This is a genomic window from Sandaracinobacter neustonicus (genome assembly GCF_006385875.1).
Classification (GTDB): Bacteria; Pseudomonadota; Alphaproteobacteria; order Sphingomonadales; family Sphingomonadaceae; genus Sandaracinobacteroides; species Sandaracinobacteroides neustonicus.
In genome coordinates, this window is record NZ_VFSU01000026.1 from 84,999 (window position 1) to 102,839 (window position 17,841).

11 protein-coding genes and 1 pseudogene are annotated in these 17,841 nt (G+C 66.8%); 7 read left to right on the forward strand and 5 right to left on the reverse strand.

Annotated features, from left to right (window positions below; genetic code table 11):
* Positions 1-80: 80 nt before the first annotated feature.
* Both FJQ54_RS10845 and FJQ54_RS17810 read left to right on the forward strand, forming a co-directional pair.
* Entirely contained in the window at positions 81-2,126 is a 2,046-nt protein-coding gene (locus tag FJQ54_RS10845) for a TonB-dependent siderophore receptor (protein ID WP_181160104.1), read from the forward strand.
* Positions 2,127-2,134: 8 nt separating this feature from the next.
* Positions 2,135-4,387: pseudogene (locus FJQ54_RS17810) on the forward strand (penicillin acylase family protein).
* On the opposite strand, the gene FJQ54_RS10860 reads toward FJQ54_RS17810, so the two are convergent.
* A complete protein-coding gene (locus FJQ54_RS10860; protein WP_140928433.1) occupies positions 4,377-5,801 on the reverse strand; it encodes an amidase family protein in 1,425 nt (474 codons plus the stop codon). The pseudogene FJQ54_RS17810 and the gene FJQ54_RS10860 overlap by 11 nt on opposite strands.
* 206 nt (positions 5,802-6,007) lie before the next feature.
* Between FJQ54_RS10860 and FJQ54_RS10865 the strand changes: the two genes are divergently transcribed.
* The 5 genes from FJQ54_RS10865 (at position 6,008) to proC (ending at position 12,054) form a co-directional block, all read left to right on the forward strand.
* Positions 6,008-7,588, forward strand: a complete 1,581-nt coding sequence (locus FJQ54_RS10865; protein WP_140928434.1) for an amino acid permease — start codon at positions 6,008-6,010, stop codon at positions 7,586-7,588.
* 75 nt (positions 7,589-7,663) lie between these two features.
* Complete coding sequence (locus tag FJQ54_RS10870; RefSeq protein ID WP_181160107.1) at positions 7,664-8,707, forward strand: helix-turn-helix domain-containing protein; 1,044 nt, start codon at positions 7,664-7,666, stop codon at positions 8,705-8,707.
* 21 nt (positions 8,708-8,728) lie between these two features.
* The gene (locus FJQ54_RS10875; RefSeq protein WP_140928436.1) at positions 8,729-10,654 is read left to right on the forward strand and encodes a serine hydrolase domain-containing protein; all 1,926 of its coding nucleotides are present in this window, start codon (positions 8,729-8,731) and stop codon (positions 10,652-10,654) included.
* Between the two features lie 12 nt (positions 10,655-10,666).
* Positions 10,667-11,278, forward strand: coding sequence for an FMN-binding negative transcriptional regulator (locus FJQ54_RS10880; protein ID WP_140928437.1), 612 nt, complete (start codon positions 10,667-10,669; stop codon positions 11,276-11,278).
* Positions 11,279-11,286: 8 nt separating this feature from the next.
* Positions 11,287-12,054: a pyrroline-5-carboxylate reductase gene (proC, locus tag FJQ54_RS10885; RefSeq protein WP_207790409.1), complete on the forward strand. Its 768-nt coding sequence runs from the start codon at positions 11,287-11,289 to the stop codon at positions 12,052-12,054.
* A gap of 77 nt (positions 12,055-12,131) precedes the next feature.
* On the opposite strand, the gene FJQ54_RS10890 is transcribed toward proC, so the two are convergent.
* The 4 genes from FJQ54_RS10890 to FJQ54_RS10905 are packed head-to-tail and all read right to left on the reverse strand — an operon-like array spanning position 12,132 to position 17,833.
* Positions 12,132-12,317 carry a DUF4169 family protein gene (locus tag FJQ54_RS10890; protein ID WP_140928439.1) on the reverse strand — a complete coding sequence of 62 codons (186 nt, stop codon included), beginning with the start codon at positions 12,315-12,317 and terminating at the stop codon, positions 12,132-12,134.
* Positions 12,318-12,362: 45 nt separating this feature from the next.
* Positions 12,363-15,584: an error-prone DNA polymerase gene (locus tag FJQ54_RS10895; RefSeq protein ID WP_140928440.1), complete on the reverse strand. Its 3,222-nt coding sequence runs from the start codon at positions 15,582-15,584 to the stop codon at positions 12,363-12,365.
* A gap of 28 nt (positions 15,585-15,612) precedes the next feature.
* Complete coding sequence (locus FJQ54_RS10900) at positions 15,613-17,112, reverse strand: DUF6504 family protein (RefSeq protein WP_328592174.1); 1,500 nt, start codon at positions 17,110-17,112, stop codon at positions 15,613-15,615.
* The gene (locus tag FJQ54_RS10905; protein ID WP_140928441.1) at positions 17,048-17,833 is read right to left on the reverse strand and encodes an ImuA family protein; all 786 of its coding nucleotides are present in this window, start codon (positions 17,831-17,833) and stop codon (positions 17,048-17,050) included. The genes FJQ54_RS10900 and FJQ54_RS10905 overlap by 65 nt, the downstream gene beginning before the upstream one ends.
* Between the last annotated feature and the right edge of the window lie 8 nt (positions 17,834-17,841).

A 17,841-nucleotide genomic window follows, 5' to 3' on the forward strand; every position in this document is an offset into this window, starting at 1 on the left:
CGCCGGCCTGCTATGCAAAGATTTTGCCGCCACATCGGGGAGGGTATGCCAACCGCAATAACAGGAAAAGGGGAATGGCCATGATGGGTCGATACATGTTCGGAATTGCTGCCCTGTTGTCGTCTGTGAGCGCCAGCGCCGTTCGTGCCGAAGTCGCGAGCGACGGGCCGGAGGCTGAAACCATCATCGTCACCGGAAACCGGGCGGTGAACACCGGCACCAAGACGGACACGCCCCTGATCGAGACGCCGCAGTCCATCTCCATTGTCACGCAGGAGCAATTGTCCATCCGCAACGTGCAGGGCGTGGAGGAGGCCCTGCGCTACACCTCCGGCGTCGTGGTCGATCAGCAGGGCTATGATCCGCGCTATGAGCAGACCAGCATTCGTGGCTTCGCCTCCACCTCGTTCGGCGATTTCCGCGACGGCATGAAGCAGGTGACGTCGAACGGCTCCTATTACCGCACCGAGGTCTATGGGCTTCAGGCCATCGAAATCTTCAAGGGGCCAAGCTCGGTCCTCTATGGCCAGAACGCGCCGGGCGGGCTCGTCAACTTCATCACCAAGCGGCCGACCGACAGCTTCTTCGCCGAGGCGCAGATCGATTATGGCAGCTTCGACCGCTTCGTGGGCCGCGCCGATATCGGCGGTGCCGCGACCGACAATCTCAGCCTGCGCTTCACCGCGCTCGCACGCAGCAGCAAGACCCAGATTCAGGATGCGCCGGATGATCGCATCTATGTCGCGCCCGCCGCGACCATCCGGATCGGCGAAAACACCGACATCACCATTCTGGGCCATTATCTCTATGACAACACCATGGCCACGCCCTGGTATGTCACGGTGGACGGCCAGCCGACCGACGTGCCGATCCGCGACCCAAGCTGGGATTTCTTCCATCAGAACCAGTATCAGATCGGCTATCTCGCCGAGCATCGCTTCAGCGACAAGCTGCGGTTCCGGCAGAACCTGCGCTACGGCCGGATCGACCTGCTGGAGAAATACCAGTTCATCGCCGCGACCGATACGGAATCGCAGGTGGTGATCCGGGGGCGCGGCAAGCTGGACGAGACGTCCGACGGCTTTACGCTGGACAACCAGCTGATGTTCGAGCTGGGCACCGGCAAGCTGGAGCACAAGATTCTGATCGGCGCGGATTACAGTTCGTCGCGCTATGACTGGCAGGCCGATCTGGTGATCGTGGACAATATCCTGCCTTACACGAACCCCGATTATAACCGCAGCTACGAAGACCCGCCGCTCTACGCCACCAGCAGCCAGACGCAGAAACAACTGGGCGTCTATCTGCAGGACCAGATCAAGCTGGATGCGCTGACGGCGACCATCGGGTTGCGCTATGATGATGCCAAATCCGACACCATCACCCTGATCTATCCCGGCGCCTATCCGCTCGATCCGCCCGAGACCCGCGACAAGGCGACCACATGGCGGGCGGCATTGTCCTACAAGTTCGATATCGGCCTGCTGCCCTATCTCTCTTACTCGACCTCGTTTCAGCTGACCCCGGGGATCGATTATTTCGGCAATGCCTTCCAGCCTTCGCGCGGCAAGCAGTTCGAACTGGGCGCGAAATATGAGCTTCGGGCCTTTCCGGGCTTCGTCACGCTGGCGTGGTTCGATCTCAGGCAGACCAATGTGCTGACCACCGACGCCGACCATATCGGCTTCCAGATCCAGACGGGGGCGGTGAAGACGCACGGCCTTGAACTGGAGGCGAACCTGAAACCGGCGGACAGGCTGAACCTGATCCTCGCCTACACCTATCTGGACACGAAGATCGAGAGCAACGACGCGACGAACGGCAAGGAGTTGCTGCTTCAGCCCCGGCACACGCTGTCTGCCTTCGCGGATTACAGCCTGCCGTTCGGCCTCGGCTTCGGCGGCGGCCTGCGCTACCTTGGCGACAGCTGGGCCGATGAACTGAACAGCATCCGCAACGACAGCCGCCTGTTCGTGGATGCCCAGCTGCACTACAGTTGGGGCAAATGGCGCATCGGCGTGAACGCAACCAACCTGTTCGACAAGACCAGCTACAATTGCAGCTATGGGGCCTGCGCCCGCCTGCCCCAACGCACCGTTCTCGCCAGCGTGAAGGTGCGGCTGTGAGGTATGCGGTGGCTGGCGCGCTGGCGTTGCTGGCCTCACCGGCAACGGCGGAACCGCTGGCCCGCATCACCGTCACCGACGGCGGCATCCCGCATGTGCGCGCCGCCACCAGCTACGGGATGGGCTATGGCAGCGGCTATGCGACGGCGCTGACCGACGCATGTGGCGCGGCGGAGGCCTTCCTGACCTATGGCGGGCGGCGGTCGTCCGTTCTGGGGGCCGATGGCGAAACCGCGCTGCATATCCCGGTGCCGTCCAGCGTGCCGAACAGCCTGAATGACTTCAACATCGCCTTTTCCATCGGCCCGGCCGAACTGGCCCGGGCAAGGAAAGGCCTGTCGGCGGACCTGCGGCAGGTGATCGACGGCTATGTGGCGGGTTACAATCGTCGTCTGGCGGAAGCCCCGCCCGCCAGCTGCCGGGACAGCGCCGTGGCCATCACGGTGGACGATGTGCTGCGCCGCTCGCTGGCCTATGGCATGACATTGGGCACGCGCTTCTTCCTGCGCCAGCTTCATGCCGCTGCCCCGCCCGGGCCGGGCGAGGTGGCGGCGGCGGAACCGGCGCTTGCCCCGCAGCCGCTGCCAAGCGTGGGCAGCAACGGGTTGGCGTTCGGCCGCGAAGTGACAGCCGGCGGCGGGTTGCTGCTCGCCAATCCGCACTATGTCTGGCGGGGGCCGGAACGCTTCATCCAGATGCACCTGAGCGGGCCGGGCTATGACGTCATCGGTGCGATGATGCTGGGCTCTCCGCTGGTCTCGATCGGAGCCAATCCGTCCCTCGGCTGGACCTACACCGTCGCCGCGGGTGCGAAAGGGCTGCTGTACCGGCTGTCGCTCGACCCGAAGGACCCGACGCGCTACCTCGTCGACGGTGTGTCGAAGCCGATGCAGCGGCAGATCGTCACCATCGATGCGCGCGGCGCGGACGGCAAAGCCGGGCGGCTGAGCCATGCCTTCTGGACGAGCGAATTCGGCCCAATCGTGGAAGGCCCCGGACTGCCATGGTCGCGCCGCGAAGCCTTCGCGCTGTTCGATCCCAACGTCGCGAACGCAGGCAGTTTGCAGCTGTCCCTCGACAGCGGGCGGGCGCGGAGCGTGCGGGAATTGCAGGCGCTGCTGGCAGGCATGGGCCTGCCGTTCCTGAACGCCATTGCGGCCGATGCCGGCGGAGAGGTGCTCTATGCCAACAACAGCCCGACCCCTGCCATTGGAAGCAACAGCTTCGGGGTCTGCCTTGTTACCGGCATTCCGGCCAACGCCTATCCGCTGACGGTGGTGATCGACGGTGCGAAGTCCGTCTGCCGCCCGCAGGCCGTTGCGGAAGCCGCATGGCCGGGAATCCTGCCAGCAAAGGCGATGCCGGCCATGGTCCGCCGCGATTATGTCGCCAATTCCAATGATTCCCACTGGCTGGCCAATCCGTAAGCGCCGCTCACGGGCTTCTCGCCGCTGATCGGGCCGGAAGGCACGCCGCAGAGCGCCCGCACCCGCGTGGGTGTCGCGCAGATTCGCGAACGGCTGGCGACGGACAGCCGGATCGACCGCGACGCCGTGAAGGCGATGCTGTTCGCGGATCGCAACGGCATGGCGGACCTGCTGCGCGACGATCTCGTGGCGCGGTGCCGGGCAACGCCGCTGGTGGCGGGTGCGGACGGCAAGCCCGTCGATCTGGCAAAAGCCTGCACGATATTGGCCGCATGGGACGGGCGGGATCACAGCAGCAGCGTCGGCGCCTTCCTGTTCCGCCGCTGGCTGGAACGGCTGAGCTTCGCGCCGTCTTTCTGGCGCGTGCCGTTCGACCCGGCGCAGCCGCTGGCCACCCCGCGCGGGATCGCCGTCACCGATACGGAGGCGCTGCCCGCACTCGCCGCAACCGTCGCCGCGATCACGGCCGAGGGGCTGGCAATCGACGCGCCGCTGGGCGCGGTGCAATATGTCGAGCGCGGCGGTGAACGCATCGCGGTTCCCGGCGGCCCGACGCCCTTCACCTATAATGTGATGGACATGAGCGCGGTGCCGGGCCGGGGCTATGTCGATCCGGTGTTGTCGGGCGCGACTTATGTGGCGGTGATCGGCTTCGAAGGCGGGCAGATGCGGGCCGACGCGATTCTGGCCAGCGGCCAGAGCAGCGATCCGGCGTCGCCGCTGCATATCGATGGCGTGCGGCGCTTTTCCACCGGCAACTGGCGACGTCTTCCGTTCACGCCTGCGGAAGTTGAGGCGCAGGCGGTGGGACCGGCTATCGAGCTTAACCGCTGACGGCCGATCGCCACTGACGGCGGACGGCATCCGGCCAGCGCGCGGGCCAGCCGGATGCCTGCTCCAGTTCGGCGGCCAGCAGCAGCAGCCGATGATCCTCGCCGTGCGCCGCCGCGAACATCGAGCCGATCGGCACATCGCCGCACGACAGCGGCAGTGAAATTGCCGGGATGCCCGACAGATTGTGCAGCGGCGTATAGGCGCAATAGGCGAACATGAAGCTGCGCAGGTCCTCGAAGGGACGGGTGGGGGCGAGGTCGCCCACGGGCGGTGGCGGATCGCGCACGACGGGGGACAGGATGAGATCGTATCGGGCGAACAGCTCGTTCAGCAATGGCGGCAGGAGGCCGATGGTGGAAAAGGCGGCTTCCAGCCGCTCTGCGGACAGCGTGTCGCGCCAGCGCGCCAGCCCTTGCGTCCATGGCTCCACGAGCGCGCCCAGCGGTGATCCCTTGCCGATCAACTGCGCCATATCGGTGAGTTCCCCGCCCAGATAGGCCCACAGAGTCTGAAATGCTTCGGCCGCAGCGGCAAGGCCCGCCGGATAACGGGCTTCGACCACCTCATGCCCCAGTTCGGCGCAGAGCCGCGCAGTCCGCAGGATTTCCGCCGCGACGAGCGGGTGCGGCTCCTGCCCCTCCACGCTGCGCAGGATCAACGCGATGCGTTGCCGTGGCAGGTGGCCCGGTGGTGTGTGTCTCGCGGCGTTCCCGACGTGGAAGCCTGCCGCAACGTCGCGCACCGTGCGGCCCAGAAGGATGTCCACCGCCAGCAGATCGTCCAGCAAATGCGGCGCGCGCGCGCGGATCTGCACGCCGCGCGACGGCTTCAGCCCGACAAGCCCGCAATTTGCCGCCGGGATGCGGATCGATCCGCCCCCGTCGCTGGCATGGGCAACAGGCACGATGCCCGCCGCCACTGCCGCCGCCGCGCCGCCGCTGGAGCCGCCGACCGACAGCCCGGCGTTCCACGGATTGCGGGTGACGCCCCCCAGCAGCGGCTCCGTCGAACAGAGCAGGGCGAACTCCGGCATCGTTGATTTGCCGAGCGGAATCAGCCCGGCCGCATCATAGGCGTCGGTCAGCGGATAGCTGCGTGACACCAGTTCCCGCGAGCGCACCCTTGCACCGGCCACCGAAGGCATTCCCGGATAATCCAGCGAATCCTTGATGAGATACGGCACGCCGGACAGGGGACCGGAGGGGGGCATAATGGCATGCCGCGCCGCACGCCGCCTGCCGATCTCGAAGGCCTGCCAGCTGATCGCGTTGATCGCAGGCTCCATCGCCTCCGCGCGCAGGATCGCGCCGTCCAGAAGCTCCTCTGCGCTTAGCTCTCCGGCGGCAACAAGCTCCGCCTGTGCCGTCGCATCCAGTTTCGCGATCTCCCAGGCGGTGTCATGGTCAATCGGCATCGTTCAGGCTCCCGCTCGTCATCGATCACCGGAATGGGCCGCGCGCTGCGCACGCGCCTTGCAGATCGGCCTGCAGCCTTGTCGGAAAGGGCGCGGTTGCGGCTTCTGGTCCGGGCGGCGAAGTGGTCGGGCCGAAATGCAAAGCGCAGGCCCGGCCGATGTGCGCCAATGCGGTGTGACGCAATGATGACAGGCGGATGCGACGGATGACGAACCAGGCCAGTGCAGCAGTCGCGATCAGCCGGCTGGGGCAGGCGCGCTATCGCAAGCCCATCGGTGAAATTCGCGCCGAGGCGTCTCAGCAGGGGTTGAAGCGGCATCTGACGGCCCGGCAGATCATGCTGATCGGGGTGGGTGGAATCATCGGGGCCGGCGTGTTCGTGATGACGGGCAACGCCGCCGCCAGTTTCGCCGGGCCGGCCGTCATCCTCTCCTACGTGATCGCCGGGATTGCCTGCGGTCTCACGGCGCTTTGCTATGCGGAACTGGCCTCCATCATCCCGGCTTCCGGATCGAGCTATACCTATTGCTATGCCTCGCTGGGCGAGGGGGCGGCGTGGATGCTCGCCTGGATCCTGCTGTTCGATTACAGCCTCGCCGGGGCGCTGGTGGGCGTCGGCTTCGCGGGCTATCTCACCAGCCTGCTGGCGGATTTCGGGCTGTTCGTGCCCGCCGTGCTCGCCGCGCCGCTGGTGCAGACCCTGCCGGGCACCGGTTCCACAGGTCTTTTCATGGCGGGCAGTGTCAACCTTGTCGCGGCCACCGCCATCATGATCGCCGCGCTGGCGCTGAGCCGGGGGATCGAGACTTCGGCTTCGATCAACGCCGCGTTCGTGGCCATCAAGCTGTCCGTGCTGCTGATCTTCGTCGTCGCCGGCCTCCACGCCATAGATCCCGGCAACTGGCGGCCGTTCATCCCCCCGCACGAGGGCGGATTCGCCTTTGGCTGGCCGGGCGTGATCCGGGCGGCCTCTATCCTGTTCTACGCCTATCTGGGGTTCGAAACGATCTCCACAACAGCCTCGGAGGCGCGCGATCCGCAACGCGACATGCCGCTGGGTATCCTTGGCGCACTGGCGATCTGCACCCTGATATATGTGGTGGTCGCGGCTGTGCTGGTGGGTGTCGCCCCTTACCGGGAACTGGGTGTCGCCGATCCCATCGCCCGCGCGCTGGATCGGATGGACATGCCGCTGATCGCCCGGCTGGTGAAGGTGGGCGCGGTCACCGGGCTTGCCTCCGTGCTTCTGGTGAACGCCTATGGCCAGTCGCGCATCTGCTTCGCCATGTCGCGCGATGGGCTGCTGCCGGGCGTATTCGGCCGGCTGAACGCGCAGCGGGCCAGCCCCGTTGCCGGCGTGATGCTTCTGGGTGGCATTTCGGCCCTGCTGGCGGCCTTGCTGCCGATCCAGATCCTGGGGGATCTGATCAGCGTGGGGACGGGATTTGCCTTCTCGGTCGTCTGTGTCGCGCTGATGTGGCTGCGTTCGGTGGAACCCGATCTGCCACGCCCGTTCAGGGTTCCGCTGGGCGGCTTCCGCATCGGGCGGGTGTGGATCGGCATCGTGCCGACCGCGGCGCTGCTGATGTGCTGGGCGATGATCCTGCCGGTGCTGATCGACATCCTCTCGCAGGCGGGTGCGGGCCATGTCCTGCCTGCGATGATTCTGGGATGCTGGCTGCTTGCGGGCATCCTTTTCTATCTGGCCTTCGGTCTGCGGCGCTCCCGCCGGGTGCAGACGCGGCAGGCCGATGAAACGGACATTGCCCGGCCGGAGGCCGGGTGAAATACTCCGCCCATGACTCACTCATCCCCCCCAGCCGCCTGTCCCGCAGTTCGCCGGACTTCCGACAATGCCCGGATGTCCGACATGCTGGCCGCCGCGCGCCAGCAGGAGGGCTGGGAGGGCGACGTGCGGACGGATGACGGCTGGCGGCGGCCGCTGAACTTCTGCGACGGCTTCCGGCATGATTATGATGCCGATGTGGCGACCGGCGGCTGGGAGTTCATCGTGTTACGGCCGGGCCTGTCCATCGCCATCGTGGACTATACCGTGAACCGGGTGACGGTGCGGCGGCACCGCCCGGGCGACAATCTGGTGTTGTCGGCAGTGGTTTCCGGGCACAGCCTGATCGATGGCGACGGGCTGGAGGGGCGGCTGGCCCATGGCTATTGCACGCTTTACGGCCTGCGCGACGGTGACGAGTTCCAGACCTGCTACACGCCTGACCAGCCGCTGAAATATGTGAGCGTTTTCGTCGAGCGGGCGATGTTCGCCGAGGTGACGGGCCTGAAGCCGGACGATCTGGGAGGCGACCTGCGCGATTTCCTTGAGGCGCGACGCCCGCTTCTGCCGCACACGGTGCCGCTGTCCGGCGCGGCCAGCCTTGTCGCGGCCGAGATCGCCGACAACCGGATGGAAGGCCCGTTCCGGGGTGCTTTTCTCGCGGCCAAAGCGGTCGAGCTGGCCTGCCACATCCTCTATGTCCGCGCGCACAGCCTGGCAGACAGCATGGAGGCGCCGGCCTTTACCCGCGCCGATTTCGACCGTCTGCGCCGCGCCAAGGCGCTGCTCGAGCATCGGCTGGACGAGCCTCTGAACATCCACCAGCTGGCCCGCAAGGCGGGGCTGACCCGCCAGAAGCTGCAACTCGGCTTTCGTCTGCTGTATGGCGACACGGTGGCGCGGGTGCGCGACAAGGCCCGGATGGCGCGGGCGCTGGAACTGGTGCGCGCGTCGGACCTGTCGATGATCCAGATCGCGCTCGAAACGGGCTATGAGCATCCGGCCAGCTTCACGCGCGCCTTCAAGGCGGCGTTCGGCCATGCCCCGCTCACCATGCGGCAACTGGCGCGTGAAGGCGTCTCGTTCAACGCCATCGCCGCCCGCCCGGCGAACTGCTAGATTCATGCGAGTGGGCCGCAGATGAACGCTCGGGCGCGGCTGATCGCCGCTCTGGCTGGTCTGGCGGCAAGCATTCTGGTCAGCGGCCCTGCGAGGGCGCAGACCTGCGCACCTCCCGGCTCTTTGTCGGCGGCGGATTCTCAGGCGATCGACCGGCTGGTTCGTGACGCCATGCGCGAGCATCAGGTTCCGGGCGTGACGCTTGCGATCGTCCGCGACGGTCGCATCATCGCCCTGAAGGGATATGGCGATGCCGACATCGCCAGCGGTCATCCCGTCGATCCGCGCCGAACCCTGTTCCGGATCGGGTCGGTCACCAAGCTATTCACCTATACGGCCGCCCTGCAGCAAGTGGAGCAGGGGCGCCTCGCGCTCGATACGGATATCAACCGCTATCTGCCGCCGCCCGGCCTTCGCGTTCCGGCGGGGCCGCCGGTGACGGCGCAAACGATCATGGGCCATCGCGCCGGCTTCGAAACCGCCGGGCTGGGGTATGATTTCTTCGGAGACACCGCGCGCGTGCCGACGCTGCGCACGTTCGTGGCCCGTCACCAGCCGGCCATCGTCCGCCAACCGGGGGACGCGACAGCCTATTCCGATTTCGGCCCGACCGCGCTGGGGCTTGCCGTGGAAACGGTGTCTGGTGAGCCCTATGCCGCTTATGTCACGCGGCATATCCTGTCGCCGCTGGGAATGGCCTCCACCACATTGGCCGAACCGGTTGCGGCCAGCCTGCCCGCGCCGCACGGGCGGATGGTGCCCGAACTCGCGGCGCGGACAGCGACGGCCTATGCGTCGGGTAGCCCCGCTGCCGCGCCGCTTCCGGTGGAGCATATCTTTCCGGCGGCGGCTCCGGCCGGATCGGCATGGTCCACCGCGGCGGACATGGCCTGTTTCGCGCTTGCCTGGCTGAACGACGGCGCACTCGGCGAAGCGCGGCTGCTCTCGCCCGAAACGGTGAAGGCGATGCGCCGACGCAACTGGAATGACCGCCTGGGCGCGACGGATTTCGCCCATGGCTGGTTCCAGCGCGACCTCGGCGAAGCGAAAGCCTATCAGCACACCGGCGGAATGCTGGGCTTTACCGCCAATTTGCTGATCGTGCCGGAGCGTAACATCGGCCTGTTCATCGCGGGCAATTCCAACTCGGCATGGCCCCTGACGCTGCGTCTGCCCGACCGGATTCTGACCCGGCTGGACCCGGCCCTCACGTGGAAGCCGGCCCCGGCACGGCCCGCGCCCGGAGAACTGGCTGATTATGCGGGGCTGTTTCTCGCGAATACCCGTTCCTTCACCCGCCTTGAAGGCCTGCTCGCGCTCGCCGACGAAGCGCGGGTCGAGGCGGCAGGCCCGGATGCATTGTGGATCAGCCTTCCCGGCGGCGCGCCGGAGCGCTGGACGCGGATCGGCCGGGATTTGTTCGAAAGCCCCCCCTATGGTGATCGCATCCGTTTCGTGCGGGATGCACAAGGGGATGTGGTGCGCTTCTATCACCCCATGGGGCATCGCGGGTTCGACCGCATTCCTTTTTGGCGCAGCGCCCTGTTGCTGTGGTTGTCGCTCGCGCTGACCATGGGCTTGGGGGCGGTGCTGCTGGGATCGATCCTTGCCCTCAGATGGCAACATGAGCGACGTGCCCTGAAGCTGACGGCGGCAGCGACCGCGATCATCGGCATAACCCTGCCAGCCATCGGCGTTGCAGCCGCCAGGGCGCTGGAGGATCCGGCGCTCGCCTTTCACTGGCCTCCGCCCGCGCTGCGGCTTCTTGTCGGTTGGGGGTATGCGGCCGCGTTGGCGGCCATCGCGTTGTTCGCCATGCTGCCGGCAGTGCGACCGGCGTCCGGGCTGCTTGCACCCCGGCGCACCGGTCTGCTGTCCGCACTGAGCCTTGGCGCGTCGGTGATCCTTCTGTGGCTGCACAATCTGTTCGCCCCGGCGATGCAGTAAAGGGAAATCGCGATGGGAAGTTACGGGCCGGATTCGTTCGGGCGGTTTGACGATTCGGATGTGCGGGCGCTGATCGCTGACTATCCTCTGGCGTGGCTGATCTCGCCCGGCTCGGGCGAGGCGAGCCTGCTGCCGCTGGTTCCGGTTTGGCGGGAAGATGGCAGCATGGCCGAACTGATCGGGCATATGGCGCGTTCGAACCCCCTGCATGCCGCGCTGCAACAGGATTCCCAGGCGCTCATGCTGTTTCAGGGGCCGCAGGCCTATGTGTCGCCGGAACAGGTGGGGCGGCGCGACTGGGCGCCGACATGGATCTATGCCCAGTTGCGGATCGAGGCGCGGATCGATTTCGAACCGGGCGGGACGGCAGCAGCGCTGGATGTGCTGATCGATACCGTTGAGGCAGGTCGTGCCCGGCCATGGTCCGCAGCGGAACTTGGCGCGCGCTATGAAACTATGCTGGGCGCAATCATCGGCTTCCGCGCGCGCGTGGGCGATCTATCCGGGCGGTTCAAGCTGGGGCAGGACGAACGATCCGAAGACCTCGACGCCATAATGAACACCATCGCGGACCCGGACTTGCTGCGCTGGATCCGCCGCATGAACCGGCACAGGCTGCCATGACCCGACCTGTGCTGCTGATCGGCTGCGGGCGCATGGGCAGCGCAATGGCAAGCGCATGGGTCAGGGTGCGTCCGGTCATTGTCCATGACCCCGGCGCAGCGCTGCCAGCGGAGGTAACGCCGCTGGATCGCATCGATCCGGACCTGATACCCGATGATGTCATCGTCGTCCTCGCGGTGAAGCCGCAATCGTTCGGCGAGCTGGCATTGCAGCTTGTGCCGCTGGCCCGCCGAGGCGCGCTGTTCGTCTCGATCATGGCCGGGCACAGCCTCGCAGGGATCGGGGATGCGCTTGGCACGTCACGGCTGGTGCGGGCCATGCCCAACCTTCCGGCGACAATCCGAGCGGGGGTAACGGTGGCCGTCGCAACGGCGCAGGTCGATCCCGACAGGCGGCAATTGGTCTCGTCCCTGTTCCGCGCGCTGGGTTCGTTCCACTGGGTCAATAATGAGGACTGGCTGGACGCGGTGACCGGCATATCCGGTAGCGGCCCGGCCTATTTCTTCCGTTTTGCGGAGGCGCTGGCGCGTGCCGGAGAGGCGGCTGGCCTTCCCCCTGATCTCGCAATGACACTGGCCCGGGAAACGTTCACCGGCTCAGCTTTGCTTGCCGCCCATGACCAGAGATCCCTTGCCGATCTGAGAGAAGACGTCACGAGCCCAGGGGGAACAACAGCGGCCGGTCTTGCCAGAATGGATCATGAACATGCCATCGACGAACTTGTGACTGATATGGTCGCTGCAGCAACCGCGCGGTCACGTTCGTTGAGAACATGAACGCATGGCGAAGTCTGAATTGAGACGCCCGACGGTTCGGCGAAAATGTCTGATTTCGAGCGAGAACGGCTGACGTTTCAATCCTCCGGATGCTCGCGGCGGGCGTTGTCGAGGGTGCGATCGTGTGCCTGCTGTTGCTTCTCTGTCAGTAATTTTTCGGCCTTTGTCCGGCCATGCTTCAGGCGGTTCGCCTCTGCCTGACGTTCAGCTTCGGCGCGCTTCCGGGCCTTGCGGGCCTGCCGCAGGTTGATGATGTCACCCATATTTCAAGCATATCGTCCGGGTGCCAGTCAGGCCAGTGCAGGGCTTCAGTGGAAATCCCGCGAGTTCGGCAGCACACGCACGTTGCGCGGGTGGCGGGCGCGGTCTGGCGGGGTGGGGTTGGCGTGCGATTCCTCCAGTTGGCCCAGCATGTGGGTCAGATCCTCCACCCGGTCTGTCATCAGGTGGATCACGCCTTCGGGGCTGCGCTGGAGGACGCCTTCGGCCCGCATCAGCCGGGCTGACATCACCGGGCGGCGCATGCGTTCGAATGTTCGCGCCCAGATCAGAAGGTTCATGACGCCTGTCTCATCCTCCAGCGTGACGAAGATGGCGTTGCCCTTGCCGGGGCGCTGGCGGATCAGCACCACGCCAGCCACCTGCACCCGGCGGCCGGGTTCTGCGCTGGCGGCTTCCGCGCTGGAGAGGATGCCGCGCACCCGCAACTCGTCGCGCAGGAAGCTCATCGGGTGGCGGCGCAGCGACAGGCGGATCATCTGGTAATCGGCCACCACCTCCTCGCTTTCGGGCATGGCGGGCAGCGCCATATCTGCTTCTTCCCCCAGTTCGCGGGCGCTGGCGGCGGCGAACAGCGGCAGTTCGCCGGTGGGGGTGCGGCGGGTCTGCCAAAGGGCTTCGCGGCGCGGCAGGGCGAGCGACTGGAAGGCGTCGGCATCGGCCAGCAGGTGCAGCGCGCGCGATGGCAGATGCGCCCTGCGGGCCAGTTCCTCGATGCCGGTGAAGTCGCCGTGCTGGCGCTCGCCTGCAAGCGCGTCCGCCCACTCCTCGCGGAAGCCATCGATCTGGCAGAACCCCAGCCGCAGCGCAGGCGCGCCATTGGCATCCCGTTCAAGGCTGTTGTCCCATTCGCTGGCGTTCACATCCATATGCCGCACCTCCACCCCATGTTCGCGCGCATCGCGGACGATCTGCGCAGGCGCGTAAAACCCCATCGGCTGACTGTTCAGCAGGGCGCAGGCGAACACGGCGGGCTGGTGGCATTTGATCCACGCCGAGACATAGACCAGCTTCGCAAAGGCCAGCGCGTGGCTTTCCGGGAAGCCATAGCTGCCGAAGCCCTTGATCTGGTCGTAGCAACGCTGCGCGAACGCCCGCTCATAGCCGCGCGCCACCATGCCTTCGATCATCTTTGGCTCGAACTCGTGGATCGTGCCGACATTGCGGAACGTGGCCATCGCCTTGCGCAACTGGTTCGCCTCTCCGGGCGTGAAGCCCGCAGCGACGATGGCGAGCTTCATCGCCTGCTCCTGAAACAGCGGCACGCCGAACGTCTTGCCCAGCAGGCCTTTCAGTTCGTTCGGATCGTGCGGCGGGCCGGGCGAGGGATAGTCCACCTTTTCGACCCCGCTGCGCCGCCTCAGATAGGGGTGCACCATATCCCCCTCGATCGGTCCGGGGCGGACGATGGCGACCTGAATGGTGAGATCGTAGAGCGTGCGCGGTTTCAGGCGCGGCAGCATGTTGATCTGTGCCCGGCTTTCCACCTGAAACACGCCGATGCTGTCGCCCTTGCACAGCATGTCGTAAACGGCCGCGTCCTCGGTGGTGCCGTCCAGTTCGAGGTCATGATCGCCCAGATCATGCGCGCGCATCAGCTCGAAGGATTTGCGGATGCAGGTGAGCATGCCGAGCGCCAGCACATCCACCTTCATCAGGTTCAGCGCGTCGATATCGTCCTTGTCCCACTCGATAAAGGTGCGCTCCTCCATGGCGGCATTGTGGATCGGCACCGTCTCGTCCAGCCGGTCCTCCGTCAGCACGAAGCCGCCGACATGCTGGGAGAGGTGGCGCGGGAAGTGGATCAGCCGGTTCACCAGCTTCGCCAGCCGGGCGATTTCGGGATTTGCGGGGTCCACGCCTGCTTCGGCATAGCGTTTTTCCTCCATGCTCCCGGCAAAACTGCCCCACACCGTGGAGGACAGGCGGCTGGTTACATCCTCGGAAAAGCCCAGCACCTTGCCGACATCGCGGAGCGCACTGCGCGGGCGGTAATGGATGACGGTGGCGGCGATCCCGGCGCGTTCCCGGCCATAGCGGCGATAGACATATTGCATCACCTCCTCGCGCCGTTCGTGCTCGAAATCGACATCGATGTCGGGCGGCTCGGCGCGGTCTTCTGAGACGAAGCGCGAGAACAGCAGGTCGTATTTCTCGGGGTCAACCGAGGTGACGCCCAGCAGAAAGCAGACGATGGAATTGGCGGCGGAGCCTCGCCCCTGACAGAGAATGGGCGGCTCCTGCGCGCGGGCATAGCGCACCAGATCATGCACGGTGAGGAAGTAACAGGCATAGTTGCGGCGCTCGATCAGGTCGAACTCCTCAGCCAGCCGGGCCTGCACGCCTTTGGGCAGCACCGCGCCATAACGATCCCGCGCGGCATCCAGCACGAGATGTTTCAGCCAGCCGAGCGGCTCCCACCCCTGCGGTACCGGCTCGTGCGGATATTCATAGCTCAGCTGATCCAGTGAGAAGCGGATACGGGCGAAGAGGTTCAGGCTTTCCGCCACCGCTTCGGGGCAGGCGTGAAACAGCCGCGCCATTTCGACGGGAGATTTCAGATGCCGCTCGGCATTGGCCTCCAGCCGCCGCCCGGCGGTGTGGATCGTCACCTTTTCGCGGATGCAGGTGAGGACATCGTGCAGCGGCCGATCCTGTGGCACGGCATAGAGCGCGTCGTTGCTGGCGATCAGCGGGATCAACAACTCGCGCCCCAATTGCCGCAGCCGCTCCAGTCGGCGCAGATCGTCGCCCCGGCGGGGCATGGTGGCGGCCAGCCACAGGCGGCGGGGAAACACCTCCCGCAACCGCCGAAGCGCCGCGGCATCCGCTTCAGAGGCGAAGGCGATCAGCAGCAGCCCTTCGCCATGCGCCAGCAGGTCGTCAAGATAGAGGTCGCAGTCGCCCTTCGTTGCGCGGCGGTTGCCGGTGGAGAGCAACCGCGTCAGCTGCCCCCAGCCGTGCCGGTCCTGCGGGTAGGCGATAATGTCCGGCGTGCCATCGGTGAACACCAGTCGCGCCCCCACCACCAGCCGGAAGGGCGGCAATTCCAGCCCGTCCTCCACCGCTTTGTTGGTCGCCTCCCGCAGCGCCACATGCGCGCGCACCACGCCTGCCACCGTGTTGCGATCAGCAATGCCGATGCCCGCCATGCCCAGCGCCATCGCCTTCGCCACCATCTCGTGCGGATGGCTGGCCCCCCGCAGAAAGCTGTAGTTGGTTGCGGCGGCGAGTTCGGCGAAGCCGGTCATGCGAACAGGGCTGATCTTGTTTGGCCGTTCATGCGAACTGGCCGTGTATGAACCAGCTCGGATGCCCCGCCTCGCGTTCATGCAAACCCCGACGGAACAGCCAGAAGCGGCGCCCGGCCTCGTCCTCCACCCGGTAATAATCGCGCGTCGGTCGCCCCTCGCTCGCCTTCTGCCACCATGGCGCGGCGATCCGTTCCGGCCCCTCGGCACGGGTAACGATGTGCGACACGCCCCGCCAGCGGAACCGGCGCGGCGGCGCATCCGGCACTTCGGCCAGCACCTCGATCGGCTCTGGCGGATCGAGCAGGCAGATCGGGCGCAGCGGCGGTTCGCCGGGCGGGGGCAGCGGCCATGCCGCAGCCTGCCCATCGTCCAGCGCGGGGACCGAGCGAACCGCGCGCTCCGGCACATGGCTGTCCACCGGCAGCAGGCGGCGGATGCGCTCGCGCCCGTGCCGCACGCTCAGCCTGTCGATCAGCGCGGACAGCGCTTCCCCTTGCTTGCCCCGCGCTTGCAGATCGGCCTGCACACTTTCCAGCGGCTCCGTCGCCGCCACAGCAAAGCGGATCAGATCGAAGCCAAAGCCCGGGTCCAGCGGGTCGGACAGCGCCTCCACCCGCTCCCTCAGCAGGCGCTGGAGCAGGGCAGGGTCGCGCGTCGGCTGGCCGGTTTCGAGGGCCAGTTCGCGCATCTCGCCATCGCTGCGGCAGAGGCTGATGGCAAAGCTGCGCCCGCCCTGATGGCGCTGCTCCAGCACCCGCGCTGCCTTCATCGCCAGCCCGTCCACCGCGCCCAGCACGCTGTCGACATGCGCGATCGGCTCAGCAAAGCGCCGCGCGAATTGCAGCGCGGGCAAGGGCCGCCGGGGCGAAAGCCGATGGTCGGCGCGGCCCAGCAGCCTGTCGAGCGCAAGCGCTGCCTGCTTGCCGAAACGGGCCGACAAGGGGGCAGTCGGCCGGTCCGCCAGATCGCCTACAAGCTTCAGCCCCGCCCGGCGCAGGGCTGTTTCAGCCTCCGGGGGAAGGCCCAGCGCCGCCACCGGCAAGCAGCGGATGGCCTGTTCCTCGCTGGCAGCGGAAACCGGAAAGCGCGCCAGCGCATGGGCGGCCGAGGGCGTGGAGGCGATAGTGTGGCGCACCGACAGATGTCGGCCCAGCAGCGCCGTCGCATCGGCGGCAAGGGCATCCTCTCCGCCAAACAAATGCGTGCAACCGCTGATGTCGATCAGCAGCCCATCGGGCGGATCGGGCTGCACGATGGGGGACCAGCGCAGCGCCATATCGGAAAGCCGCAGCAACAGCCGCGTGTCTGCCGCCGGGTCGGCCTCATCCACGCAAAGCCCCGGCACGCGGGCCAGCGCATCGGCCGGCGTCATGCCAGGGGCGAGCCCCTGCTCGCGCGCCTGCGGGCAGGCCGCCGTCAGCCGCCGGGCGTTGCGCTCGGTTGCCACCAGCACCAGTGGCTCATCCGGCTTTGCGGATGGGCAGCACATCCGCCAGCGGTCGGTCGGCAGGAACGGAAACCACAACGCCAGAAAGCGCCGCGCGCTCGAGATCGCGGAAACTGGCGGACTCACGATCCCACTCCAGCCGCCAGCGTCCACGCCCGCCGCCCCGATGCTTCAGCAGCTCCAGTTCGAATGCCGGACGCCCCGGCGCATTGCCCTCCAGCGCACGCGAAGCAACGGATCGCACGGCCCAGCGCGTGGCGGCCGCACTGGCGGAAGGCTCGGCCTCCATCCGCAGCAGCAGCGCCGTCACGCCGGAGGCTTCCGTCGCCAGCTGGAAGCGGCGCGTGGCCGTCAGCCCAAGGTTGCGGGGATTGCGCCACAGCTCGATCACCGCCACGCCCACGTCAGGGCAGCGCAGCACATCGGCCCCTGCGCGCAGCACCGCATCGGCATCCGGCAGAACGCCCAGAAACAGCTTCGCCGGGTCCAGCCCGATGGCGGAAAGCCCCGGCCCGAACAGCTGCAACCGCCGCTCCGCCCGCGCCTCCCGCAGCCAGACGCAGGTGCCGCCCAGCCGCTGGCAGAGCATGGCCGCAAAACCCGCAGCTCCCGCCGGATCGTCGGCGCTTGCGGCGAACAGCTCGTGCAGCTGGCCCCGGCCAAGTCCGCCCCCCAGCGCCGCGTCCACATCCGCATGCCCGAACGCGACATGCCCGCCCGGAACGCGCGCGTCCGACCGCCCGGCAAGCCGGGCCAGCTGGCGAATCCGTTCGCATCTGTCATCAGTCTGGGGATGCATATGTTCAC